Source organism: Fictibacillus sp. KU28468 (assembly GCF_026153615.1).
Classification (GTDB): Bacteria; Bacillota; Bacilli; order Bacillales; family Fictibacillaceae; genus Fictibacillus_C; species Fictibacillus_C marinisediminis.
In genome coordinates this window covers 2,291,150-2,308,220 of record NZ_CP110666.1, presented here as the reverse complement: position 1 = coordinate 2,308,220, position 17,071 = coordinate 2,291,150, and the positions used below count along the sequence as shown (strand labels likewise).

Sequence of the window (17,071 nt, the reverse complement as noted above, 5' to 3'; positions counted from 1 at the left end):
ATAACCTAAATATTCACTAAATTTTCAGAAAGCGTTATCATCAATTTCATGGATGATAACGCTTTCAGTATGTTATTAGCTAATAAAGGAGGAAGAACATGAAACCCCTGTTTAAGAATTTAACCTTCCAAGTCATTATTGCTATTATTCTCGGTATCACTTTGGGGCTGCTATGGCCTGAAGCCGGAAAAAACATGAAGCCATTGGGTGATACGTTCATTAACGCTGTTAAAATGGTCATTGCGCCTATTATTTTTCTCACCATTGTTCTAGGTATCGCCAAAATGGGGGATATGAAAAAAGTAGGTAAAGTTGGCGGTAAAGCCTTTATTTATTTTGAAGTCGTCACTACATTTGCTCTGATTATTGGTTTAATCGTTGTCAATGTCATTAAACCCGGAGCGGGGCTGGACTTTGACAAGCTGCAAAAAGGAGATGTTTCTCAATTTACTTCCGGCGGTGCAGAAGGAGGAATCAACTGGGTAGATTTCGTTACCCATATTGTACCCCAGAATATGGTCGACGCGTTCGCGAAGGGTGATATCCTTCAAGTCCTCTTTTTCTCTATCTTGTTTGGAGTCGGATTAACGGCTCTGGGAGAAAAAGGGAAACCAGTGATTGATTTTTTTGATAAGCTTTTACAGATCTTTTTTAATGTCGTCGGTTATATCATGAAAGCTGCGCCGATAGGGGCCTTTGGAGCGATGGCTTTCACCATTGGAAACTTCGGACTTTCATCATTGCTGCCTTTAGGAAAGCTTATGATTTCCGTCTATATGACGATGATCTTATTCGTAGTCATCGTGTTGAACATCATCTGTAAAATGTATGGTTTCAGTTTATGGAAATACTTAAAGTACATTAAGGATGAAATTCTAATTGTACTTGGAACGAGTTCCTCCGAATCTGTCCTTCCCAGGATGATGAACAAGATGGAGCGTTTCGGCTGTTCCAAGTCAGTAGTCGGACTGGTGATCCCTACAGGCTACTCTTTTAATCTTGACGGTACTTCCATCTATCTTTCGATGGCCGTCGTATTCCTGGCTCAAGTTTTTAATATCGACTTAAGCCTTACACAGCAAATTACCATCATTGCCATCCTTATGTTAACGTCAAAAGGTGCAGCGGCTGTTACAGGCGGCGGTTTTATCGTACTTGCCTCAACACTTTCAGCCATGCAGGTTATCCCTGTAGAAGGACTGGCTTTACTGCTTGGGGTTGACCGCTTCATGAGTGAAGCCCGGGCGATCATCAATTTGATCGGAAACGGGATCGCAACTATCGTTGTATCAAAGAGTGAGAATGAATTTGATGAGAAAAAAAGTGAAGAAGCCTTTCTTGAACTTAAGTCCCAGGGAAGAACAGCATAAATAAAAGCGCCTCCTTGGCGCTTTTTTTGATGAGTCTGTTCACTTTAACAGATCAATAGGCTTTAAGAGTCGGGAAACCATTTAATGGTATTAAACCGGTTGTTAATTGTCCGCTGTGCCAGATCTGATTGAAGGGATCGGACTAACAGATCCATCTGGAGCACATTTTTCATATGAGGCAGCACCGCTTAAATCCTGAGCGGCATAAACACCTGAGAGAACAAAGAGGAATTAGGCTTTTCTTTTGTTCTTTTAAAAAACAAGAGATTCCTTTAAAATAAAAAGGTACACAAAAGTAGGAGGCTGAATGATGATCCACCAATCATGGGAAGACAAAGCAACGATCAAAACGGTTACATGTATCCATACAAATGCAGCAAAGTATATGGTAGACCGAGTGCTGACCGAGGGAAAAACGTACGAAGTAAAGAACGAAACAGAAGAATTCTATTTTGTAGTTGATAACTCGGGCAGAGTCGCAGGATTTTATAAAGAGTACTTTCAAGAAAAACAATAAGCCTATAGGCTTGTTGTTTTTTTGTTTGGAGAATGAGCATGGATGAGAAGAAGGGAAGCAAAGTGCCCCCCCATATGATTTGGATGCTTGCTGCTTCGGCTATAATGACAATAGGCAATGCAATACCTATTCAAATAAACAGTCTATCTGTAACAAATAAGCCAATTACTGTAAAAAGAAAGGATCGTCAGGAATGACTAAAGCTGTATTTATTGACAGGGACGGTGTGATTAATGAAGTTATGTCGTCAAGAGTCAAACATGTTAATCATCCCAGCAACTTTTATTTTCTGAAGGGCGCTCTTGAAGGATTAAGAGAACTGACCGAAATGGGGTTTCATTTATTTGTTGTAACGAATCAAGGGGGAGTTGGGCTTGGATTCCTCCAGGAAAAAACGCTAAAGAAAATTCACGATAAAATGGTTTTAGAAGTGGAAAATGCAGGTGGTGTGATAAAAGATATCGCTTATTGCTGCCACAAGCCGAATGAAGGATGCTCCTGCAGAAAACCAAGCCCTGGAATGATATTGGACCTGGCAGACCGGTACGATATTGATCTCACTAAGAGTTATATGATCGGGGATCGTGAAACAGATATTGAAGCAGGAAGGAAAGCCGGTGTCACCACTATAAAAATTGGCGGGGAAATAGGAAAAGCTGATTTCATGGCAATCCATCTGCTAGAAGCAGCCGATCATATCCGATCTCGTGAAAAAAAGTAAAGAACGCTCATTTCTAGAGCGTTCTTTACTTTTACACAGACATCTACTTATGAACCAGCTGTCTTTTATTTTTTTGAATGACCGCTTTTATTGTAAAATAGGAAACTTCTTCCCCGAGTTCTTCCTTCAATGGTTTCAACTTTTCACTTCCAAGATGATCAATAGCGTTTAAGACCATAGCTTCTTGATCAGCCGGGATAATTCTTTCCCAGTTTAGCGGTATTCCTTCCTCTGCACAACGGAGAAGATGGTTTTCTACTGTTTGCACCGAAAGATTCCGCGTTTTGGCGATATCAGGAATAGGCTGGTTTTCTTGAAAGAGTGCGTAAGTATCCAAATGGCTGTCCTTTTTTGGAGAATCTGATGAACTCTCCATTTCCGCTGCAGCAGTTGCTGAAGTAGTGAATTCCTTAAGTGTGTCCAGGAAAATCTGGCCATAACGGTCAAATTTCACTTTTCCGACGCCTTTAATCTCCAGCATTTCTTCTTCATTTCCAGGAACTTTTTCGCTCATTTCCTTTAGGGCACTATCTGCAAAAACGACATATGGAGGTACGTTTTCCTGATCTGCCAGTTCCTTACGCAAGTTCCTCAGATGTTCAAAGAGCTCGTTATTTTCAGTAAAGCTGGTAATCGATTTTCGTTTCTCTTTTCGATAAACCTTTTCTTCTCCCTTTAACACAAACAGTGCTCTGGGTGCCAGCATAAGCACAGGGTACTGGCTATCGGATAACTGAAGGAGGCCTTCCGCTGTCAAATAATCAATAAGCTGCATAATTTCTTTTTGAGGCCGGTTTTTCATTAAACCATAGGTCGTTAGAGAGGTAAGCCCCAGCTCTTGGATTCGCTTTGTTTTCGATCCGTTCAGCACTTGTGCGACTGCTGTTTTTCCAAACCGCTGATTCATGCGTTTCACACAGGAGAAAACCATTTGCGCTTGAGTGGTAATGTCCGTTTGCTCACGCTGGTCGGTACAATTTCCGCATTTCCCGCAATCAGCTGATTCCTCATCTCCAAAATACTCGACAATAAAGCGCTGCAGGCATTGTTCAGTATGGCAATAGTCTGTCATAAACTGAAGCTTTTTGTATTCATTTCCTTTCCTTGCTTCATCCATGGTTCCTTGTTCAATTAAAAATTTCTGAAGCTGGACATCCCGTGCGGAGAAGAATAGAATACACTCACTTGGTTCGCCGTCTCTGCCCGCACGCCCCGCTTCCTGATAATAGGCTTCAAGATTGCGGGGAAGATTGAAATGAATGACATAGCGGACATTCGTTTTATTAATCCCCATTCCAAAAGCATTTGTAGCTACCATGATTGCAGTATCATCAAAAATAAATTGATTTTGTGATTCCCGTCTTTCCTCTTCGGATAGGCCGGCATGATATTTTGAAACAGTAAAACCATTTTTCTTTAAAAAACTATGAAGCTGATCGACTTCATTTCTAGTCGAAGCATATATAATTCCAGAATTTGAACTGTTTTTCTTTACATATCGAAGCAGATATTCACGTTTAACTTCATCTTTAATAATAGAAAACGTTAAATTATTCCGAGCAAAACCCGTAACAAAAGTGTTTTCTGGCTGAATGTCTAACAGCCGGCAGATATCTTTTGTTACTTCCTTGGTGGCTGTAGCCGTCAAGGCGACGATTACAGGCCGCGGATGAAGTGAAGCCAGCATATCTTTGATACGCAAATAACTTGGACGGAAGTCATGTCCCCATTGAGAAATACAATGAGCCTCATCGATGGCAATCATGGATATATTCATTTTTCCTATGAGACGTCTGAACGCCATGGACTCCAGCCGTTCAGGCGCAACATAAATCAACTGATAGGCACCGTTTGCCGCTTGTTGTATCCTGTTCTGAATGTCTTCGTCAGATAGTGAACTATTAATATATGTAGAAGGAATTCCAGCATTCTCAAGGGAATCGACCTGATCCTTCATCAACGAAATAAGGGGAGAGATAACTAGGGTCACTCCATTGAGCAGCATAGCAGGAACCTGATAGCAGATGGACTTTCCTCCCCCTGTAGGCATGATCCCCAATGTATTCTTATGCTTGAAGATGCTCTTGATCACTTGCTCTTGTCCTGGCCGAAATGAAGAATAGCCAAAATGTCTTTCTAAAATTTGTTGAGCTAAATTAAACATACAATCTCCTTCCTGAACAAAAGAAAGAATAGAAAAAAAGAATTTTACAAAGAGGCTAAATAAAACGGAACAATGCTTAATTATACATCAATCCTGAAAAACCTGCTGTAAATAACAAAAGAAAAACAGGGTTCTACTCTATGCTTTCTAAAATAACGATATCAATTACTTTCCACTAATGGATAAATTATTAAATGTAGTTTTTTGTTAGAAATAGATGAATAAAATAGTATTTTGTAATATTATTGTAATCTCCCTAAAATGATTTTGTTATAAATATTTTATATTATTAATTTATTGGTATCGCAAGAAAATTTTAGGGGGAAAGAGCAACTTGAAAAGATTACTTATGGGGTTGGGAATTGCAGGCATTTTAACTGCAAATCCTTTAGTGGGACAGGCAGCACTGGGAGATCATACGTTAAAATACGGAATGACTCATACAGAAGTAAAAGATTTGCAGCAAACGTTAAAAACGAAAGGTTACTTTACGTACAGCACGACTACAACCTATTTTGGTACATATACAGTGAATGCTGTGAAAGGCTTTCAAAAATCAAAAGGACTTACTGCTGACGGAGTTGCAGGGCCGGCCACCTTTAAGGCATTGGGAATCTATCCGTCCTATAGCAAAACTCAACTTGTTTCCACTGCTAAAACTTACTTAGGTGTCCCTTATGTGTGGGGTGGTGCGACACCTTCAGGCTTTGACTGCAGTGGATATATCGACTATGTATTTAAAAAATCGGCGGGAATCACACTGCCAAGAACGGTTGCAGATATTTATAAAGTAGGTACAAAGGTTACTACTCTAAGCGCCGGAGATTTGGTTTTCTTTGAAACTTATCAGACCGGTGCTTCACATGTCGGTATCTATATTGGAAACAACCAGTTTATTTCCGCTACTTCATCAAACGGAGTCAGTATAGCTTCCATGAGTAATACATATTGGGCACCCCGGTATTTAGGGGCAAAACAAATATAAGAGAAAAGCCAGAACAGCGTTACTGTTGTTTTGGCTTTTTTTATTTATATAATAAATCAAAATCCACATGAAAATAGAAAAAAGAGGGAAATATAGGAAGAAACGAGGAGGGATCTTTTTAATCATGAAAAAGAGTAAACTGCCCGATTTTTCAGAATCCTACTGGAAAGAATCCTGCCAAGTACAGGGATATGAAACTTTATCAACCGATTTAGAAGCAGATGCAGTGGTTATAGGAGGAGGAATTACAGGAATCACAACTGCTTATCTTCTGTCGAAAGAAGGGCTGAGCGTAATCCTACTGGATGGAAGTAAAATATTAAATGGGACAACCGGCCATACAACCGCAAAAATAACGAGTCAGCATGGTATCATCTATGATGAGTTAATTCAGCATTTTGGAGTAGAACAAACGAAGCTCTATTATGAAGCAAACAACGGTGCTCTGAATTTTATCAGGTCCATGATCCAGGACCATCAGATTGACTGCGATTTTTCCGAAGAAGACGCCATCATCTATGCAGAATCGGAAACCTATCTCAAACAGGTTCAAAAGGAATATGATGCCTACCAAAAGCTGAACATCAGCAGTGAATACTCTGAGAGCATCGCGTTGGATCTGGCAGTGCGAGGAGCCGTTTCGATGAAAAACCAGGCACAATTTCATCCGGTTAAGTATCTTTCCGCACTCATACAGGAGATTACAAAGAACGGCGGCAAAATCTTTGAAAATACCACCGCAGTTGATGTTGAAACTGGAAATCGCCCTCGAGCCGTAACAAAAGACGGTTATAAAATTACCTGCAGACATGCTGTAATTGCTTCTCACTTTCCTTTTTTCGATGGAGCCGGGTTTTATTTTGCAAGGATGCACGCTGAACGTTCATATGCGATTGGTGTTACGACGGAAAGAGATTATCCAGGCGGGATGTATTTAAGTGCGGACAGTCCGACCCGTTCTTTAAGATACACGAATTACAATGGTGAGAAATTAATCATCGTTGGCGGTGAAAGCCATCAGACAGGACAGGGAATGTGCACAAGCAAGCACTATGAAGCCTTGGAAGCATTCAGTGAAAAGGTGATAGGTATATCCGACATCCCTTATCGCTGGTCTGCACAGGACTTAATTACATTAGATAAAATTCCTTACATCGGTCCGATTACTGGCCCCCATGAAAATATCCTGGTTGCCACAGGATATCGCAAGTGGGGAATGACGAATGGAACGGCGGCAGGTTTGCTCATAAAAGATCTGATTTTAGAAAAGAAGAATCCGTATGCCGACGTCTTTTCACCATCAAGGTTCAAGGCTGATCCAAGCCTGAAAACATTGGTTGTAGAAAATGCTGATGTTGCCAAGCACCTGATCGAAGGCAAGCTGGAGATGCCGGATAAAACTCCAGGAGATCTATCACCGGATGAAGGGGCAGCAGTTACGTACAATGGCAAAAGAGCAGGAGCGTACAAAGATAAAGAGGGAAAGCTCTATGTACTCGATACCACCTGCACACATCTCGGATGCGAGGTGGAATGGAACAATGCCGAACGCTCGTGGGACTGCCCGTGCCATGGATCGCGCTTCTCGTTTGAGGGTGAGGTACTGGAAGGCCCGGCGACCGAACCGCTGGAAAAGCTGGATCAATAGACAAAATAAAAGTGGCTCCCTTTTTTTCGGGAGTCACTTTTTTGCTGCGGCAATTAAAGCTTGAAATATGCTCATCATTCCAGGGGAAGCTGTAAGCTCTTCTGGATGCCACTGAACACCCAGGATAAAATGGTCTTTGTTTCTGCTTTCAATGGCTTCCACGATTCCATCCGGTGCATAGGCACAGGGTAGAAGAGGCGGAGCTGCAGATTTTACGGATTGATGATGGAAGCTGTTCACTTGAAGCGTAGGAGTTCCTGCAAGTTCGTGAAGGAACGAACTCTTCTTGATCGAAACTTCATGGGTGGGAATATTTCTTGGTGCCTGTTGCTTATGTTTAACCGGCTGTTCAGTTTCAGCAGGAATGTGTTGAATCAATGTTCCTCCTAACGCAACATTGATAATGTTCATTCCGCGGCATATGCCCAAAAGCGGCTTTTTATTCTGTTCAGCTAACCTTACAGCTTGGATTTCAAATTCATCCTGCGTCCTGTTTACGATGCCAAGCTCTGGCGTTGGATGCTGCTGATAGAAGAAAGGATCTACATCATCTCCTCCAGGCAGTACAATCCCATCACACTTCAAAATCATTTGTTCTGTTAACCCCTGGTTTACAGATGGAAGAAAGACGGGAAGCCCCCCCGCTTGAATAATTGCGTCACTGTATTTACGGTGTAAAATAGAGCTCTGGTTTCCATTATGTTCAGCACTTGAAACTGTAATCATGATCATAGGCGAGACTTTTTTCATAGCATTAAATCCTTTCAGGCATTATCTGTTTCTTTCCAGTATGCCCCATTTGATGATTACGTTTACAAATAAGAAGGCACGGTAAATTATCAGGATTAATTTTCTTAATATTCAAACAAAATAAAAGGAGGAAGTCTATGAAAAAGAAGGCATCGGTTACGATCAGTCTCGTCCTCAGCTTTTTTCTGGTTATGGAGCCGAGCCTTGCTGTTGATCCATCCTTCATTCACTCGAGTACGAAATGGAACTGAAGGCAGCAGTTGAGGAGCCAAGAATATATACCAACAATACAAGCAGTTATATGAAGGAAAAAGGGATTCCTGAGGCGGCTGTTCCGAAGCTCAATCAAATAGGTCATAAATTTGGCGCAGCAGGGGATGAAATCGGCAATGTTCAAAGTATTTTTATTGGGGACTCCAGCAGAAACGGAGCTGCAATCGGTATACTCCTTATCCATCACCTGTAGCAGATAAAAGGGGCTGTTCAAGAAGTCTGTAAGCTGTTGATTTCCGTTCCAGGGTGCTCGCTTTTACCGGCGCGAGCTCCTACTTTCGCAGGGCGTGCGGTGAGCCTTACCGGCGTGAACGCCTACTTTTTGGCGCTAGCGCCTACGGGAGTCTCACCTGTCACGGTCCCGCAGGACAAGGAAGGCTCCGGCAGCTTTTTATCGCACGAAGAAAATGTGAAGTTCATTTTCGAGGAGTCTCGCACCTTCCACTTCAAATAACTTTTCATTGAAGATTTTTCAAGCCAAAAAGGGGCTGCCTGAAGGTCAATTTTCGACTTTCTGGACAGCCCCTTTCTTATCGTCTTGCTTATAGAATTGCATTCTCAAACTCTCTTAAATCTTCTATTTCTGCAACTTTAAACCCGCTGTGTTCAATCTTATGAATCAGCTGTTCCACTTCTTCTTTTGATACAGAACGGTTAAGAGTAATAACGATCCGGCGCACGAATTGCTTGCCCGCATCCTGTGTGAAGACTCCTTCAATATTATATTCATCATTTATAGAAGAAAACAGCTTTTTCAATGATCCTTTCCCTTCTGTAGTGGAGACAGTGAGCGAATATCCGCCTTTTTTTATGCCATAGGAATCTTCAAGAATATCCATCACCTTTGAATGGGTGACGATTCCTTGAAAAAAGCCGTTTTGATCAATAACAGCCATGAAAGGAAGGCGCCGGATAGAAAACAAAACTTTAAAATATGGCGTATCCTCATACACATAGCTTTCCTCATCCTGAATCAGCTTGCTCACTGGATCGGATGTAGAACCGGATTCATCAATGATATAATCGGAAGTTGTTTCTTTATAGATCAGCCCCCGAAACTTTTCCTCTTTTTCATCAAGAACGGGAATACAGCGGTATCCTGACTGAATGAGCTGTCTTCTGCTCTCGCTGATCGATGTATTCTCTGTGACGTATGTTACTTTCGTTTTTGGTATGTAATTTGATTTAATCTTCATTTTTGACCCCCTTTGGATAGAATGCGTTTATTCTTACTAGTTTCGTCATTATTTGCACCATTCCCTTTTTCTATCGTTTGATATTCCGAAAATATTTTCAAAAAATTGCTATTTTTACAAATTCGTACAAATGACCCGGGATAATATTACCTTTATTCTCCTTTAGTGTGTCGAATGATTCGTCCTTTTGTTGCAAGGAGTCACACTTTGGCATCCAGAAATAGGTAAGGCAGTTAACCAAAGGAGGATGTATCATGAAAAAACCAGCAAAAAAAACCGTAACGATGACAACAGCTGCCTTGCTTGCAGCAAGTTTATTTACAGGGTCCGCTGCAGCAGCTGCTCAAGGGAAAGGAATCGTTTCTCCGCCGCATGTGATGAAAGGCGGCTATCATCCCATCCAAAAATACAGTCAGATGCCAAAAGCTCCTTTTCAGGACCTTGCGAAACAAGGAAACAGATTAAATGTGATGGGTCCTTCAAAACCTAGCTACAAGATGAATGTGTTCTATGACACTTCGAAGCACCAAATTTCAGGAAAGCTCTCTGTAAAGTTTAAAAACAACTTGAAGAAAAACTTAAATGAACTTTATTTCAATCTTTGGGGCAACGCGGACATGTTTGCGGAAAATGGAGGCAGCATGGACGTCAGCAATGTGAAAGTGGATGGAAAACGTGTGGTATACAACGTTGATGGAACTGCACTGCATATCCCTTCTGTAAAAATAAAAAAAGATAAATCAGCTTCTGTCAGCATGAACTTTACTGTAAAGGTTCCAGAACAGCAGGACCGCTTCGGCTGGTTCAAAAATACTGTATCACTAGGAAACTGGTTTCCGATTCTTGCAGTCTATGACAAAGAAGGCTGGAATGTGGATCCCTATTTCCATGCCGGTGAATCCTTTTATTCTTTAACAGGGGATTATGATGTAACCGTGACTACTGACAAAAAACAAGTCATTGCAGCCTCTGGAACGGAAGTTGGAAAACCGCAAAACATCGGTAACCTTGCTGTACACCGCTACAAAGCCCATGATGTCAGAGATTTTGCCATGGAGATGGATCCTACCTACAAGATCAAAAAAGGGATGGTCAACAACGTAAAAATCAATGTCTACTATACAGCTGAACAAGCAGCCTATGCCGATTCAATGCTGCAATCCGGACTGAAGAGCATCGATCTGTTCAGTGATCATTTTGGGACTTATCCATGGCCTGAGCTTGATATTGTCGGAATGGAAGGCTGGTTCGGCGGAATGGAATACCCTCAGCTCGTTATGATCAGTATCGCAGGGCAACGTTCTCAAGAATGGGTAAAATCCGTGACTGCACATGAGATCGGCCATCAATGGTTTTACGGAATTATTGGGGATAACGAATATGATGAGCCTTGGCTGGATGAATCCTTTGCAACATTTTCGGCAGCCTTATATAACAATGGGTTAAATCAGCTGACCACACCAGCCGTACCAAATAAGAATTACCATCTTTCTTCTCCAGTCTCAACATTTACAGCGGACGGAGATTCAGGGATTAACGCTTACTATCAAATGATCTATGGCTACGGTTCCCGCACACTTAATGATCTCCGTCTAAAAGTAGGGGACAAAGCATTCTACTCTGCAATGAAAGCCTACTTTAAAGAGAAGAAGTTTGACGTGACGACGACAAAAGATTTCGTCACCATCATGGAAAGAGAAACCGGGAAAGATCTTGGAGAGTTCTTTAAAGATCACCGTGTTTATATTTCAGATCAAGAATAGAGTAACCTCATTGCAACTAGCCGGCTCTGTATTGAGCTGGCCTTTTTTAATTCCTATCTACTGAAAGCTCTAAAACAATGAAATTGGCCGTGTTATTATTGGAGGGAGATGTTAAACAGGGAGTTGATAATATGGAAACCAGGAAACCGCTTAAAGAAGAAACGATACAGCATTACTTAAATAAATACCCTTTATTGAGTAAAGCCTCTGACGGGGAAGAAGTGTTTTGGAGTAATCCAGGATATACCCCAGAGCATAGACCGGAAACTGAAGCGCTCACTTTAACAGATATTAAGGAAGCTGAAGAGAGGCTTCATCGGTTCGCTCCATATCTATCAGTGGTATTTCCTGAAACGCGGCCAACAAACGGGATTATTGAATCCCCATTGCTGGAAATACCTGATTTTCAAATGGCAATAACAGATATAGAAGATTTGAGTCATCCGGGCAAATGGCTTTTAAAATGCGACAGCCATCTTCCTATATCAGGTTCGATCAAAGCGAGAGGCGGCATCTACGAAGTATTGAAGCATGCTGAAGAATTGGCTCTTCAAAATCAGTTGATAACGAGGGACGAGAACTATGCAAAGTTTGCGGAAGAACCGTTTACACAGTTCTTTTCCCAATATTCCATTGCTGTAGGCTCTACCGGAAATTTAGGGATGAGCATAGGAATAATGAGTGCGAAATTAGGTTTCAACGTAACCGTCCACATGTCGAGTGATGCACAAGAATGGAAGAAAAACCTTTTAAGGAGCAAGGGAGTCGAAGTCATCGAATATCATGCGGATTACAGCTTAGCCGTTGAGGAGGGAAGGAAACAGGCCGAACTCGACGAGAGGTGTTATTTTATTGATGACGAGAATTCCACTACTCTTTTCTTAGGTTACTCTGTAGCTGCTTTGAGATTAAAAAAACAGCTCGAAGAACAAGGAATTCCTGTTGACCAAGATCATCCTTTATTTGTCTACCTCCCTTGCGGAGTAGGTGGGGGTCCAGGGGGAGTGGGGTACGGATTAAAAGTTTTGTTTAAGGAGAATGTCCACTGCTTTTTTGCTGAACCGGTACAATCTCCCTGCATGCTTATAGGGATGATGACAGGCCTTCATGAAGAGGTATCCGTATTTGACTTTGGATTAACCAATGATACAGCAGCTGATGGTTTGGCAGTCGGCCGTCCTTCCGGCTTTGTCGGGAAATTCATGGAACCATATTTAAGCGGTATTTATACGATAACGGACGGAGAACTGTTCAGGCTTCTTCGACATATTTCCGACTCTGAGAAGCAATCTCTCGAGCCCTCCGCCTTAGCCGGTGCAGCTGGACCTTCCAGACTTTTAAAGACCACTGAAGGTGCCGGTTATCTCAATAAACATCACCTGGTGGAGAAAATTGAAAAAGCAACTCACATCCTATGGGCAACTGGCGGCAGCATGGTGCCTGATGAAGTAATGGCAAACTACTATCAAATGGGCAGCAGAAGTTAGAGTTCATAAAAGACAGGGAAGGAAGAAATGGTTATCCTCTTTTTGAAAGAGTTTTATCTATGCTTGCCTATCCATACAACCGTTTATGATGTCATCGTCACTCCTAAAGTTTTCATGACCACTGTTCATAAAATCTTTTTAAATCCGCTATTTTTGCTTTCAAGCTCTTATGTCGGATTGCATGTTCTCTATCTATTGATTTCAGGTATATTTTCAAAAAGAACAAACCAGCCAGCCTGCTAAAGGCTGGCTTTTCCTTTATCTTCCGGAAATCGGTCTATTCAATTTTTTTACAATCCATTATTATAAGTATAAAAACGCTTACAGAAGGGGTTTTTATGGGATTGAAAAAAATAGGTCTTTCCATATTTATAGCCATCTTTTTTTTAAACGCGGGTTATATGCTGTTTTTCGGAAGGGAAACGTTTCAGGTAAAGCCCTCCGCTGCACAAACACCGAAATATCTTTATCATTTTGTCCTGATATCAGAGGAAATAGATAATGAATATTGGCGGCTTGTAGAAAAAGGAGCAAAAACAGAAGCAGATAAACGTCATATTCACTTGGACTATCTAGGGCCCAAGCAGGCAAACAATGAAGAACAGCTTACCTTAATCGATAAAGCCATCGCAGGCAAGGTCGATGGGATAATGACCCAGGGATTATCCAATGAAAAGTTTAACTACCTCGTTAATAAATCTGTACAAAAAGGAATCCCACTCCTGACCGTTGACACCGATGCTCCGGACAGTGAACGCCAGGTCTATGTAGGTTCTGACAATTACAGGGCCGGCAAGCTTGCAGGAGAAGAACTGGTGAAGAATACACAAGGTAAACAAAAAGTAGGAATTGTTACCGGCCGGCTTGATGCGTCCAATCAGAAGCTGCGGGTAAAAGGATTTGAAGACGTTCTTGCTAAACATAAAAGAATCCAGGTCGCCGGCATTGAAGAATCGAACATCACAAAAAGTGGTGCGCTGCAAGCTACCTATGAATTACTCAAGAACGATCCGGATATTACGGCCTTTTTTGGGACGAGTGCTTTGGATGGCATTGGCATCAGCCAGGTCACTTCACAATATCAAAGCAAGAACAAACCTTTCATTATTTCTTTTGATACCTTGCCCGAAACCATGACCCTTATCAGGACTGAACAAATTAATGCAACAGTCGGACAGTATCCCTATCAGATGGGGGAAAAGGCCGTCCGAACTCTTCTGTCGGTGAAAAAAGGAAAGCTGCCTCAACCGCTTCAATATACAAAAACGGATATCATCAAAAAAACGAAACCAACTAAGCTGTGGAGGGCCTCAAGATGAAAACGATCCGCAGCAAGCTGTTGCTCTATTTTTTTGTCTTTGTCATTCTATTTAACGTAGTTTCCATCTCCATTTTTTTCAGCAGCCGATCCTTTTTGTTAGAGTATGATTCTCGATTTAAGCAATTTTTGCTCCTGAACGAAATCTCACAGACATCTGACCAGCTGTACGATAAAGCAAATCAGTATGTGGTTGAACGAAACAAAAAAGTGATTACTGAGTTTCATAAATTACGATATAAACTAAACGAAAAGACAGGATTACTTCAAAAGGATCAGAAAGGGTTTGACAATATTCAGATGCAAACCTATGTCCATATGGTCCAAACCTTAATACAAGAATGCGAATTATCGATCGGATTTGCCATTCAGGATGATATCGATCAGTACTCACTGCATTTAAAGGAAGCGAGGAACACGTCTTCTTATCTTCAAGACACCACATTGTCACTGATCGATCTTGAACTGACGGATTACCAATCTTTTTATGCAGACCTCGAAAAGAGAAATGAATCATTCAAGTGGTTTACTTTGTTTTTATTTAATACGACTGTTCTTCTCGCCATCTTTTTTGCCCTATGGTTCTCCAGAGGAATCAATAAACCTGTACAAATTTTATCGAAAGCCGCATCAGAAGTCTCCGCCGGAAAGCTTGATGGGAAGCCCGTACTGATCCAGTCCAACGATGAGCTGAAGCTGCTGGGTGAAACCTTCAATCTGATGCGCAAAAACATACGTCAGTACATCTCTGAGATTGAAGAAAAGTCCGAGCTCGATTCCCTGCTTAAAGAACTGGAGCTGAAGCATCTTCAAAATCAAGTCAATCCTCATTTTTTATTCAATACATTGAATACCATCTCAAGGATGGCCTTTTTTGAGCAGGCAGAGGAGACGTCAAAACTCATTCATTCTGTTTCCACGCTCCTTCGATACAGCCTGAATGATATTAATCAATCTGTCCTCTTGCGTGAAGAGGCAAAGGTAGTCATTGAGTATTTTCATATTCAGCAGACGCGGTTTTCCGACCGGATCGCGTTTCACACTAAAATTGATGAAGATTGTACGAACATCTTGGTTCCAAGACTGATTCTTCAACCTATTGTTGAGAATGCTTTTATCCATGGTGTCGAAAGTATGGAGGATGGGGGAGAGATTTTCTTGGCCATCTATACAGAAGGAGAAACAATCATAGCAGAAGTAAAGGATAATGGAGCAGGAATGCCTGCCGATGCATTATGGAAACAGACAGGTTCGGCTCATGTGGGCCATTCAACTGGCATTGGTCTGGAAAATGTCATGAGACGGATGGCGCTTTTCTATCAATCTGATAACCTTGTAAAGATCCATTCAACCCCTGGAAAAGGTACATCGGTTAAACTTATATTTCCCCAGAAGGAGGCGGCTTCAGTTGAAAGTAATTATAGCGGATGATGAAAGCCTGGAACGGAAAGCATTACGAAGAATAATTGAAGATCACTTTCCTGATATGACCATTGCAGGAGAAGCTTCCAATGGAAGATTAGCCGTTGAAATGGCCAGAAAACACAAACCTGATTTTATGCTGATGGATATTAAGATGCCCGGTTTAAACGGAATTGAAGCTATCCAAATCATAAAGAAACAAAACCCTTCCATGCAATTTATCATGGTTACTGCCTATGAATCTTTTCAATATGCAAAAGAAGCGATGAAGGAGGGGGTAAGAGAGTATTTGTTAAAGCCCAGTACAGCAGAAGAAACGGTCCATGCGATTCAAAGAGTGTGCCAATCCATTTCTGAAGAGCAAGATAAGCAAAGCCGCTATTCCGCTACAGCAGAGATTGTTTTAGAAAATATTCTGTTGAAGATTCTGCAATATGAGCATAACGATAAGGTTCTGGAGCAATTAGCTGTTTTATTTCCAAATATGCGGAATTCCTTTATTTCTGTCATTGAATATGAAAAAAACATTCAATTAGAGCAAGTGATTTCTGTGCTTAATAAAAGATCACCATTTCCGTTTATTTCTCTTCCTTATGGAAATCAGCTCGTTCTGCTTTTTATGAGCCACAAGAGCAATCCAATAAATGATTCTTTGCAGCTGGCAAAGAGGCTTCAAGCTGAAGTCTTTGAAAAATTATGGATGGGAGTGGGAAAACCATATACGGATTTAAAAGAGATCAGGCACTCCTATGAGGAAGCCGCTAAGACTGTTCATTTTCTGAAAAAGCAAAACAGCGGGCGTTTTGCTCATTTTTCCCAAGTTGACCCTGCAAAAGAAACTGGACTCGATGAGATCGTTGAGGCTATTTTCAGCAACGATTCTAATGGAGCGAAAAGTATGCTGGGAAAAGAACTGTCATCCATTCAATTAATGGATTTATACATTTTACTCAGGGAAAGACTGGTTCAGGAAGAAATAGACGTCAGTGATTTGTCCTACCCTGAAAATAGAAATGCTTGGGAGGAATTAATCAGAAATGCTTGCAGGATGATCAATGAAAACAAGGAAACGAATGATCCGATAAAACTGGCAAAGAAATATATCGATGAACACTTTCATGAAGCTGTATCTTTGGAGCAGGTAGCAGAAATGGCGGGCTTGAGCCCGACTTATTTTACTAAGCTATTTAAAGAAGAGACAGATGTTACGTTTATTGAATTTCTAACAGAAATCCGCCTCCGGAAAGCGATGAAACTGCTAAACCAAAATCAGTACAGCCTGAAACAAATTTGCTTTATGGTCGGTTATAAAGATCCGAATTATTTCAGCCGTGTGTTTAAAAAGCAGTTTCTGCTTTCGCCTAAACAATATGTCAGACAAAAAGCAGAGGACGCCAAATCATAAAAAAGTGAAGATAATGATAAAAAAGTACAGAAAATTGGCAAACAAGAACCTG

Annotated in this window: 15 protein-coding genes and 1 pseudogene; 13 read left to right on the top strand and 3 right to left on the bottom strand. The window is 41.2% G+C overall.

What is annotated here, in order from left to right; genetic code table 11:
• The first annotated feature begins 98 nt into the window (after nucleotides 1–98).
• From dctP to OKX00_RS11930, 4 genes are all read left to right on the top strand, one after another.
• Nucleotides 99–1,370 carry a C4-dicarboxylate transporter DctP gene (dctP, locus tag OKX00_RS11945; protein WP_062232172.1) on the top strand — a complete coding sequence of 424 codons (1,272 nt, stop codon included), beginning with the start codon at nucleotides 99–101 and terminating at the stop codon, nucleotides 1,368–1,370.
• Nucleotides 1,371–1,680: 310 nt separating this feature from the next.
• Nucleotides 1,681–1,887 (top strand): DUF6501 family protein, encoded by a 207-nt coding sequence (locus tag OKX00_RS11940; protein WP_053354268.1) that lies wholly within the window; start codon nucleotides 1,681–1,683, stop codon nucleotides 1,885–1,887.
• 38 nt (nucleotides 1,888–1,925) lie between these two features.
• A complete protein-coding gene (locus tag OKX00_RS11935) occupies nucleotides 1,926–2,084 on the top strand; it encodes a hypothetical protein (RefSeq protein ID WP_265407515.1) in 159 nt (52 codons plus the stop codon).
• Nucleotides 2,081–2,608: a D-glycero-alpha-D-manno-heptose-1,7-bisphosphate 7-phosphatase gene (locus OKX00_RS11930; protein WP_062232174.1), complete on the top strand. Its 528-nt coding sequence runs from the start codon at nucleotides 2,081–2,083 to the stop codon at nucleotides 2,606–2,608. Before OKX00_RS11935 ends, OKX00_RS11930 begins: the two co-directional genes overlap by 4 nt.
• Before the next feature lie 43 nt (nucleotides 2,609–2,651).
• Here the strand turns inward: OKX00_RS11930 and recQ are convergent, their stop codons facing one another.
• Nucleotides 2,652–4,772 carry a DNA helicase RecQ gene (recQ, locus tag OKX00_RS11925; RefSeq protein ID WP_265407514.1) on the bottom strand — a complete coding sequence of 707 codons (2,121 nt, stop codon included), beginning with the start codon at nucleotides 4,770–4,772 and terminating at the stop codon, nucleotides 2,652–2,654.
• 334 nt (nucleotides 4,773–5,106) lie between these two features.
• Here recQ and OKX00_RS11920 point away from each other — a divergent pair, with 334 nt between their 5' ends.
• Nucleotides 5,107–5,757 (top strand): C40 family peptidase, encoded by a 651-nt coding sequence (locus tag OKX00_RS11920; RefSeq protein ID WP_265407513.1) that lies wholly within the window; start codon nucleotides 5,107–5,109, stop codon nucleotides 5,755–5,757.
• A gap of 124 nt (nucleotides 5,758–5,881) precedes the next feature.
• Complete coding sequence (locus OKX00_RS11915) at nucleotides 5,882–7,405, top strand: FAD-dependent oxidoreductase (RefSeq protein ID WP_265407512.1); 1,524 nt, start codon at nucleotides 5,882–5,884, stop codon at nucleotides 7,403–7,405.
• Between the two features lie 33 nt (nucleotides 7,406–7,438).
• On the opposite strand, the gene OKX00_RS11910 is transcribed toward OKX00_RS11915, so the two are convergent.
• Nucleotides 7,439–8,155, bottom strand: coding sequence for a gamma-glutamyl-gamma-aminobutyrate hydrolase family protein (locus tag OKX00_RS11910; RefSeq protein ID WP_265407511.1), 717 nt, complete (start codon nucleotides 8,153–8,155; stop codon nucleotides 7,439–7,441).
• Nucleotides 8,156–8,369: 214 nt separating this feature from the next.
• Between OKX00_RS11910 and OKX00_RS11905 the strand changes: the two are divergent.
• Both OKX00_RS11905 and OKX00_RS11900 read left to right on the top strand, forming a co-directional pair.
• Nucleotides 8,370–8,621 (top strand): annotated as a pseudogene (locus OKX00_RS11905) (gamma-glutamyltransferase); the annotation flags it as partial.
• A 36-nt stretch (nucleotides 8,622–8,657) separates the two neighbouring features.
• Nucleotides 8,658–8,882, top strand: a complete 225-nt coding sequence (locus OKX00_RS11900; protein WP_265407510.1) for a hypothetical protein — start codon at nucleotides 8,658–8,660, stop codon at nucleotides 8,880–8,882.
• Nucleotides 8,883–8,970: 88 nt separating this feature from the next.
• Here OKX00_RS11900 and cbpA read toward each other — a convergent pair whose 3' ends face one another.
• Nucleotides 8,971–9,624 (bottom strand): cyclic di-AMP binding protein CbpA, encoded by a 654-nt coding sequence (gene cbpA, locus OKX00_RS11895; RefSeq protein WP_265407509.1) that lies wholly within the window; start codon nucleotides 9,622–9,624, stop codon nucleotides 8,971–8,973.
• 254 nt (nucleotides 9,625–9,878) lie between these two features.
• Between cbpA and OKX00_RS11890 the strand changes: the two genes are divergently transcribed.
• From OKX00_RS11890 to OKX00_RS11870, 5 genes are all read left to right on the top strand, one after another.
• On the top strand, nucleotides 9,879–11,387 hold the full coding sequence (locus tag OKX00_RS11890) for a M1 family metallopeptidase (RefSeq protein ID WP_265407508.1): 1,509 nt from the start codon (nucleotides 9,879–9,881) through the stop codon (nucleotides 11,385–11,387).
• Nucleotides 11,388–11,518: 131 nt separating this feature from the next.
• The gene (locus OKX00_RS11885) at nucleotides 11,519–12,874 is read left to right on the top strand and encodes a D-serine ammonia-lyase (RefSeq protein WP_265407507.1); all 1,356 of its coding nucleotides are present in this window, start codon (nucleotides 11,519–11,521) and stop codon (nucleotides 12,872–12,874) included.
• A 338-nt stretch (nucleotides 12,875–13,212) separates the two neighbouring features.
• A complete protein-coding gene (locus OKX00_RS11880) occupies nucleotides 13,213–14,193 on the top strand; it encodes a sugar-binding protein (protein WP_091005741.1) in 981 nt (326 codons plus the stop codon).
• A complete protein-coding gene (locus OKX00_RS11875; RefSeq protein WP_265407506.1) occupies nucleotides 14,190–15,623 on the top strand; it encodes a sensor histidine kinase in 1,434 nt (477 codons plus the stop codon). Before OKX00_RS11880 ends, OKX00_RS11875 begins: the two co-directional genes overlap by 4 nt.
• Nucleotides 15,601–17,019, top strand: coding sequence for a response regulator (locus tag OKX00_RS11870; protein WP_265407505.1), 1,419 nt, complete (start codon nucleotides 15,601–15,603; stop codon nucleotides 17,017–17,019). Before OKX00_RS11875 ends, OKX00_RS11870 begins: the two co-directional genes overlap by 23 nt.
• The last annotated feature ends 52 nt before the right edge of the window (nucleotides 17,020–17,071 follow it).

What these genes read in the sequence shown, in the direction of transcription:
- dctP (WP_062232172.1), top strand. Translation starts at nt 99, where the DNA reads ATGAAACCCCTGTTTAAGAATTTAACCTTCCAAGTCATTATTGCTATT.
- OKX00_RS11940 (WP_053354268.1), top strand. Translation starts at nt 1,681, where the DNA reads ATGATCCACCAATCATGGGAAGACAAAGCAACGATCAAAACGGTTACA.
- OKX00_RS11935 (WP_265407515.1), top strand. Translation starts at nt 1,926, where the DNA reads ATGGATGAGAAGAAGGGAAGCAAAGTGCCCCCCCATATGATTTGGATG.
- OKX00_RS11930 (WP_062232174.1), top strand. Translation starts at nt 2,081, where the DNA reads ATGACTAAAGCTGTATTTATTGACAGGGACGGTGTGATTAATGAAGTT.
- recQ (WP_265407514.1), bottom strand. Translation starts at nt 4,772, where the DNA reads ATGTTTAATTTAGCTCAACAAATTTTAGAAAGACATTTTGGCTATTCT.
- OKX00_RS11915 (WP_265407512.1), top strand. Translation starts at nt 5,882, where the DNA reads ATGAAAAAGAGTAAACTGCCCGATTTTTCAGAATCCTACTGGAAAGAA.
- OKX00_RS11910 (WP_265407511.1), bottom strand. Translation starts at nt 8,155, where the DNA reads ATGAAAAAAGTCTCGCCTATGATCATGATTACAGTTTCAAGTGCTGAA.
- cbpA (WP_265407509.1), bottom strand. Translation starts at nt 9,624, where the DNA reads ATGAAGATTAAATCAAATTACATACCAAAAACGAAAGTAACATACGTC.
- OKX00_RS11890 (WP_265407508.1), top strand. Translation starts at nt 9,879, where the DNA reads ATGAAAAAACCAGCAAAAAAAACCGTAACGATGACAACAGCTGCCTTG.
- OKX00_RS11885 (WP_265407507.1), top strand. Translation starts at nt 11,519, where the DNA reads ATGGAAACCAGGAAACCGCTTAAAGAAGAAACGATACAGCATTACTTA.
- OKX00_RS11880 (WP_091005741.1), top strand. Translation starts at nt 13,213, where the DNA reads ATGGGATTGAAAAAAATAGGTCTTTCCATATTTATAGCCATCTTTTTT.
- OKX00_RS11875 (WP_265407506.1), top strand. Translation starts at nt 14,190, where the DNA reads ATGAAAACGATCCGCAGCAAGCTGTTGCTCTATTTTTTTGTCTTTGTC.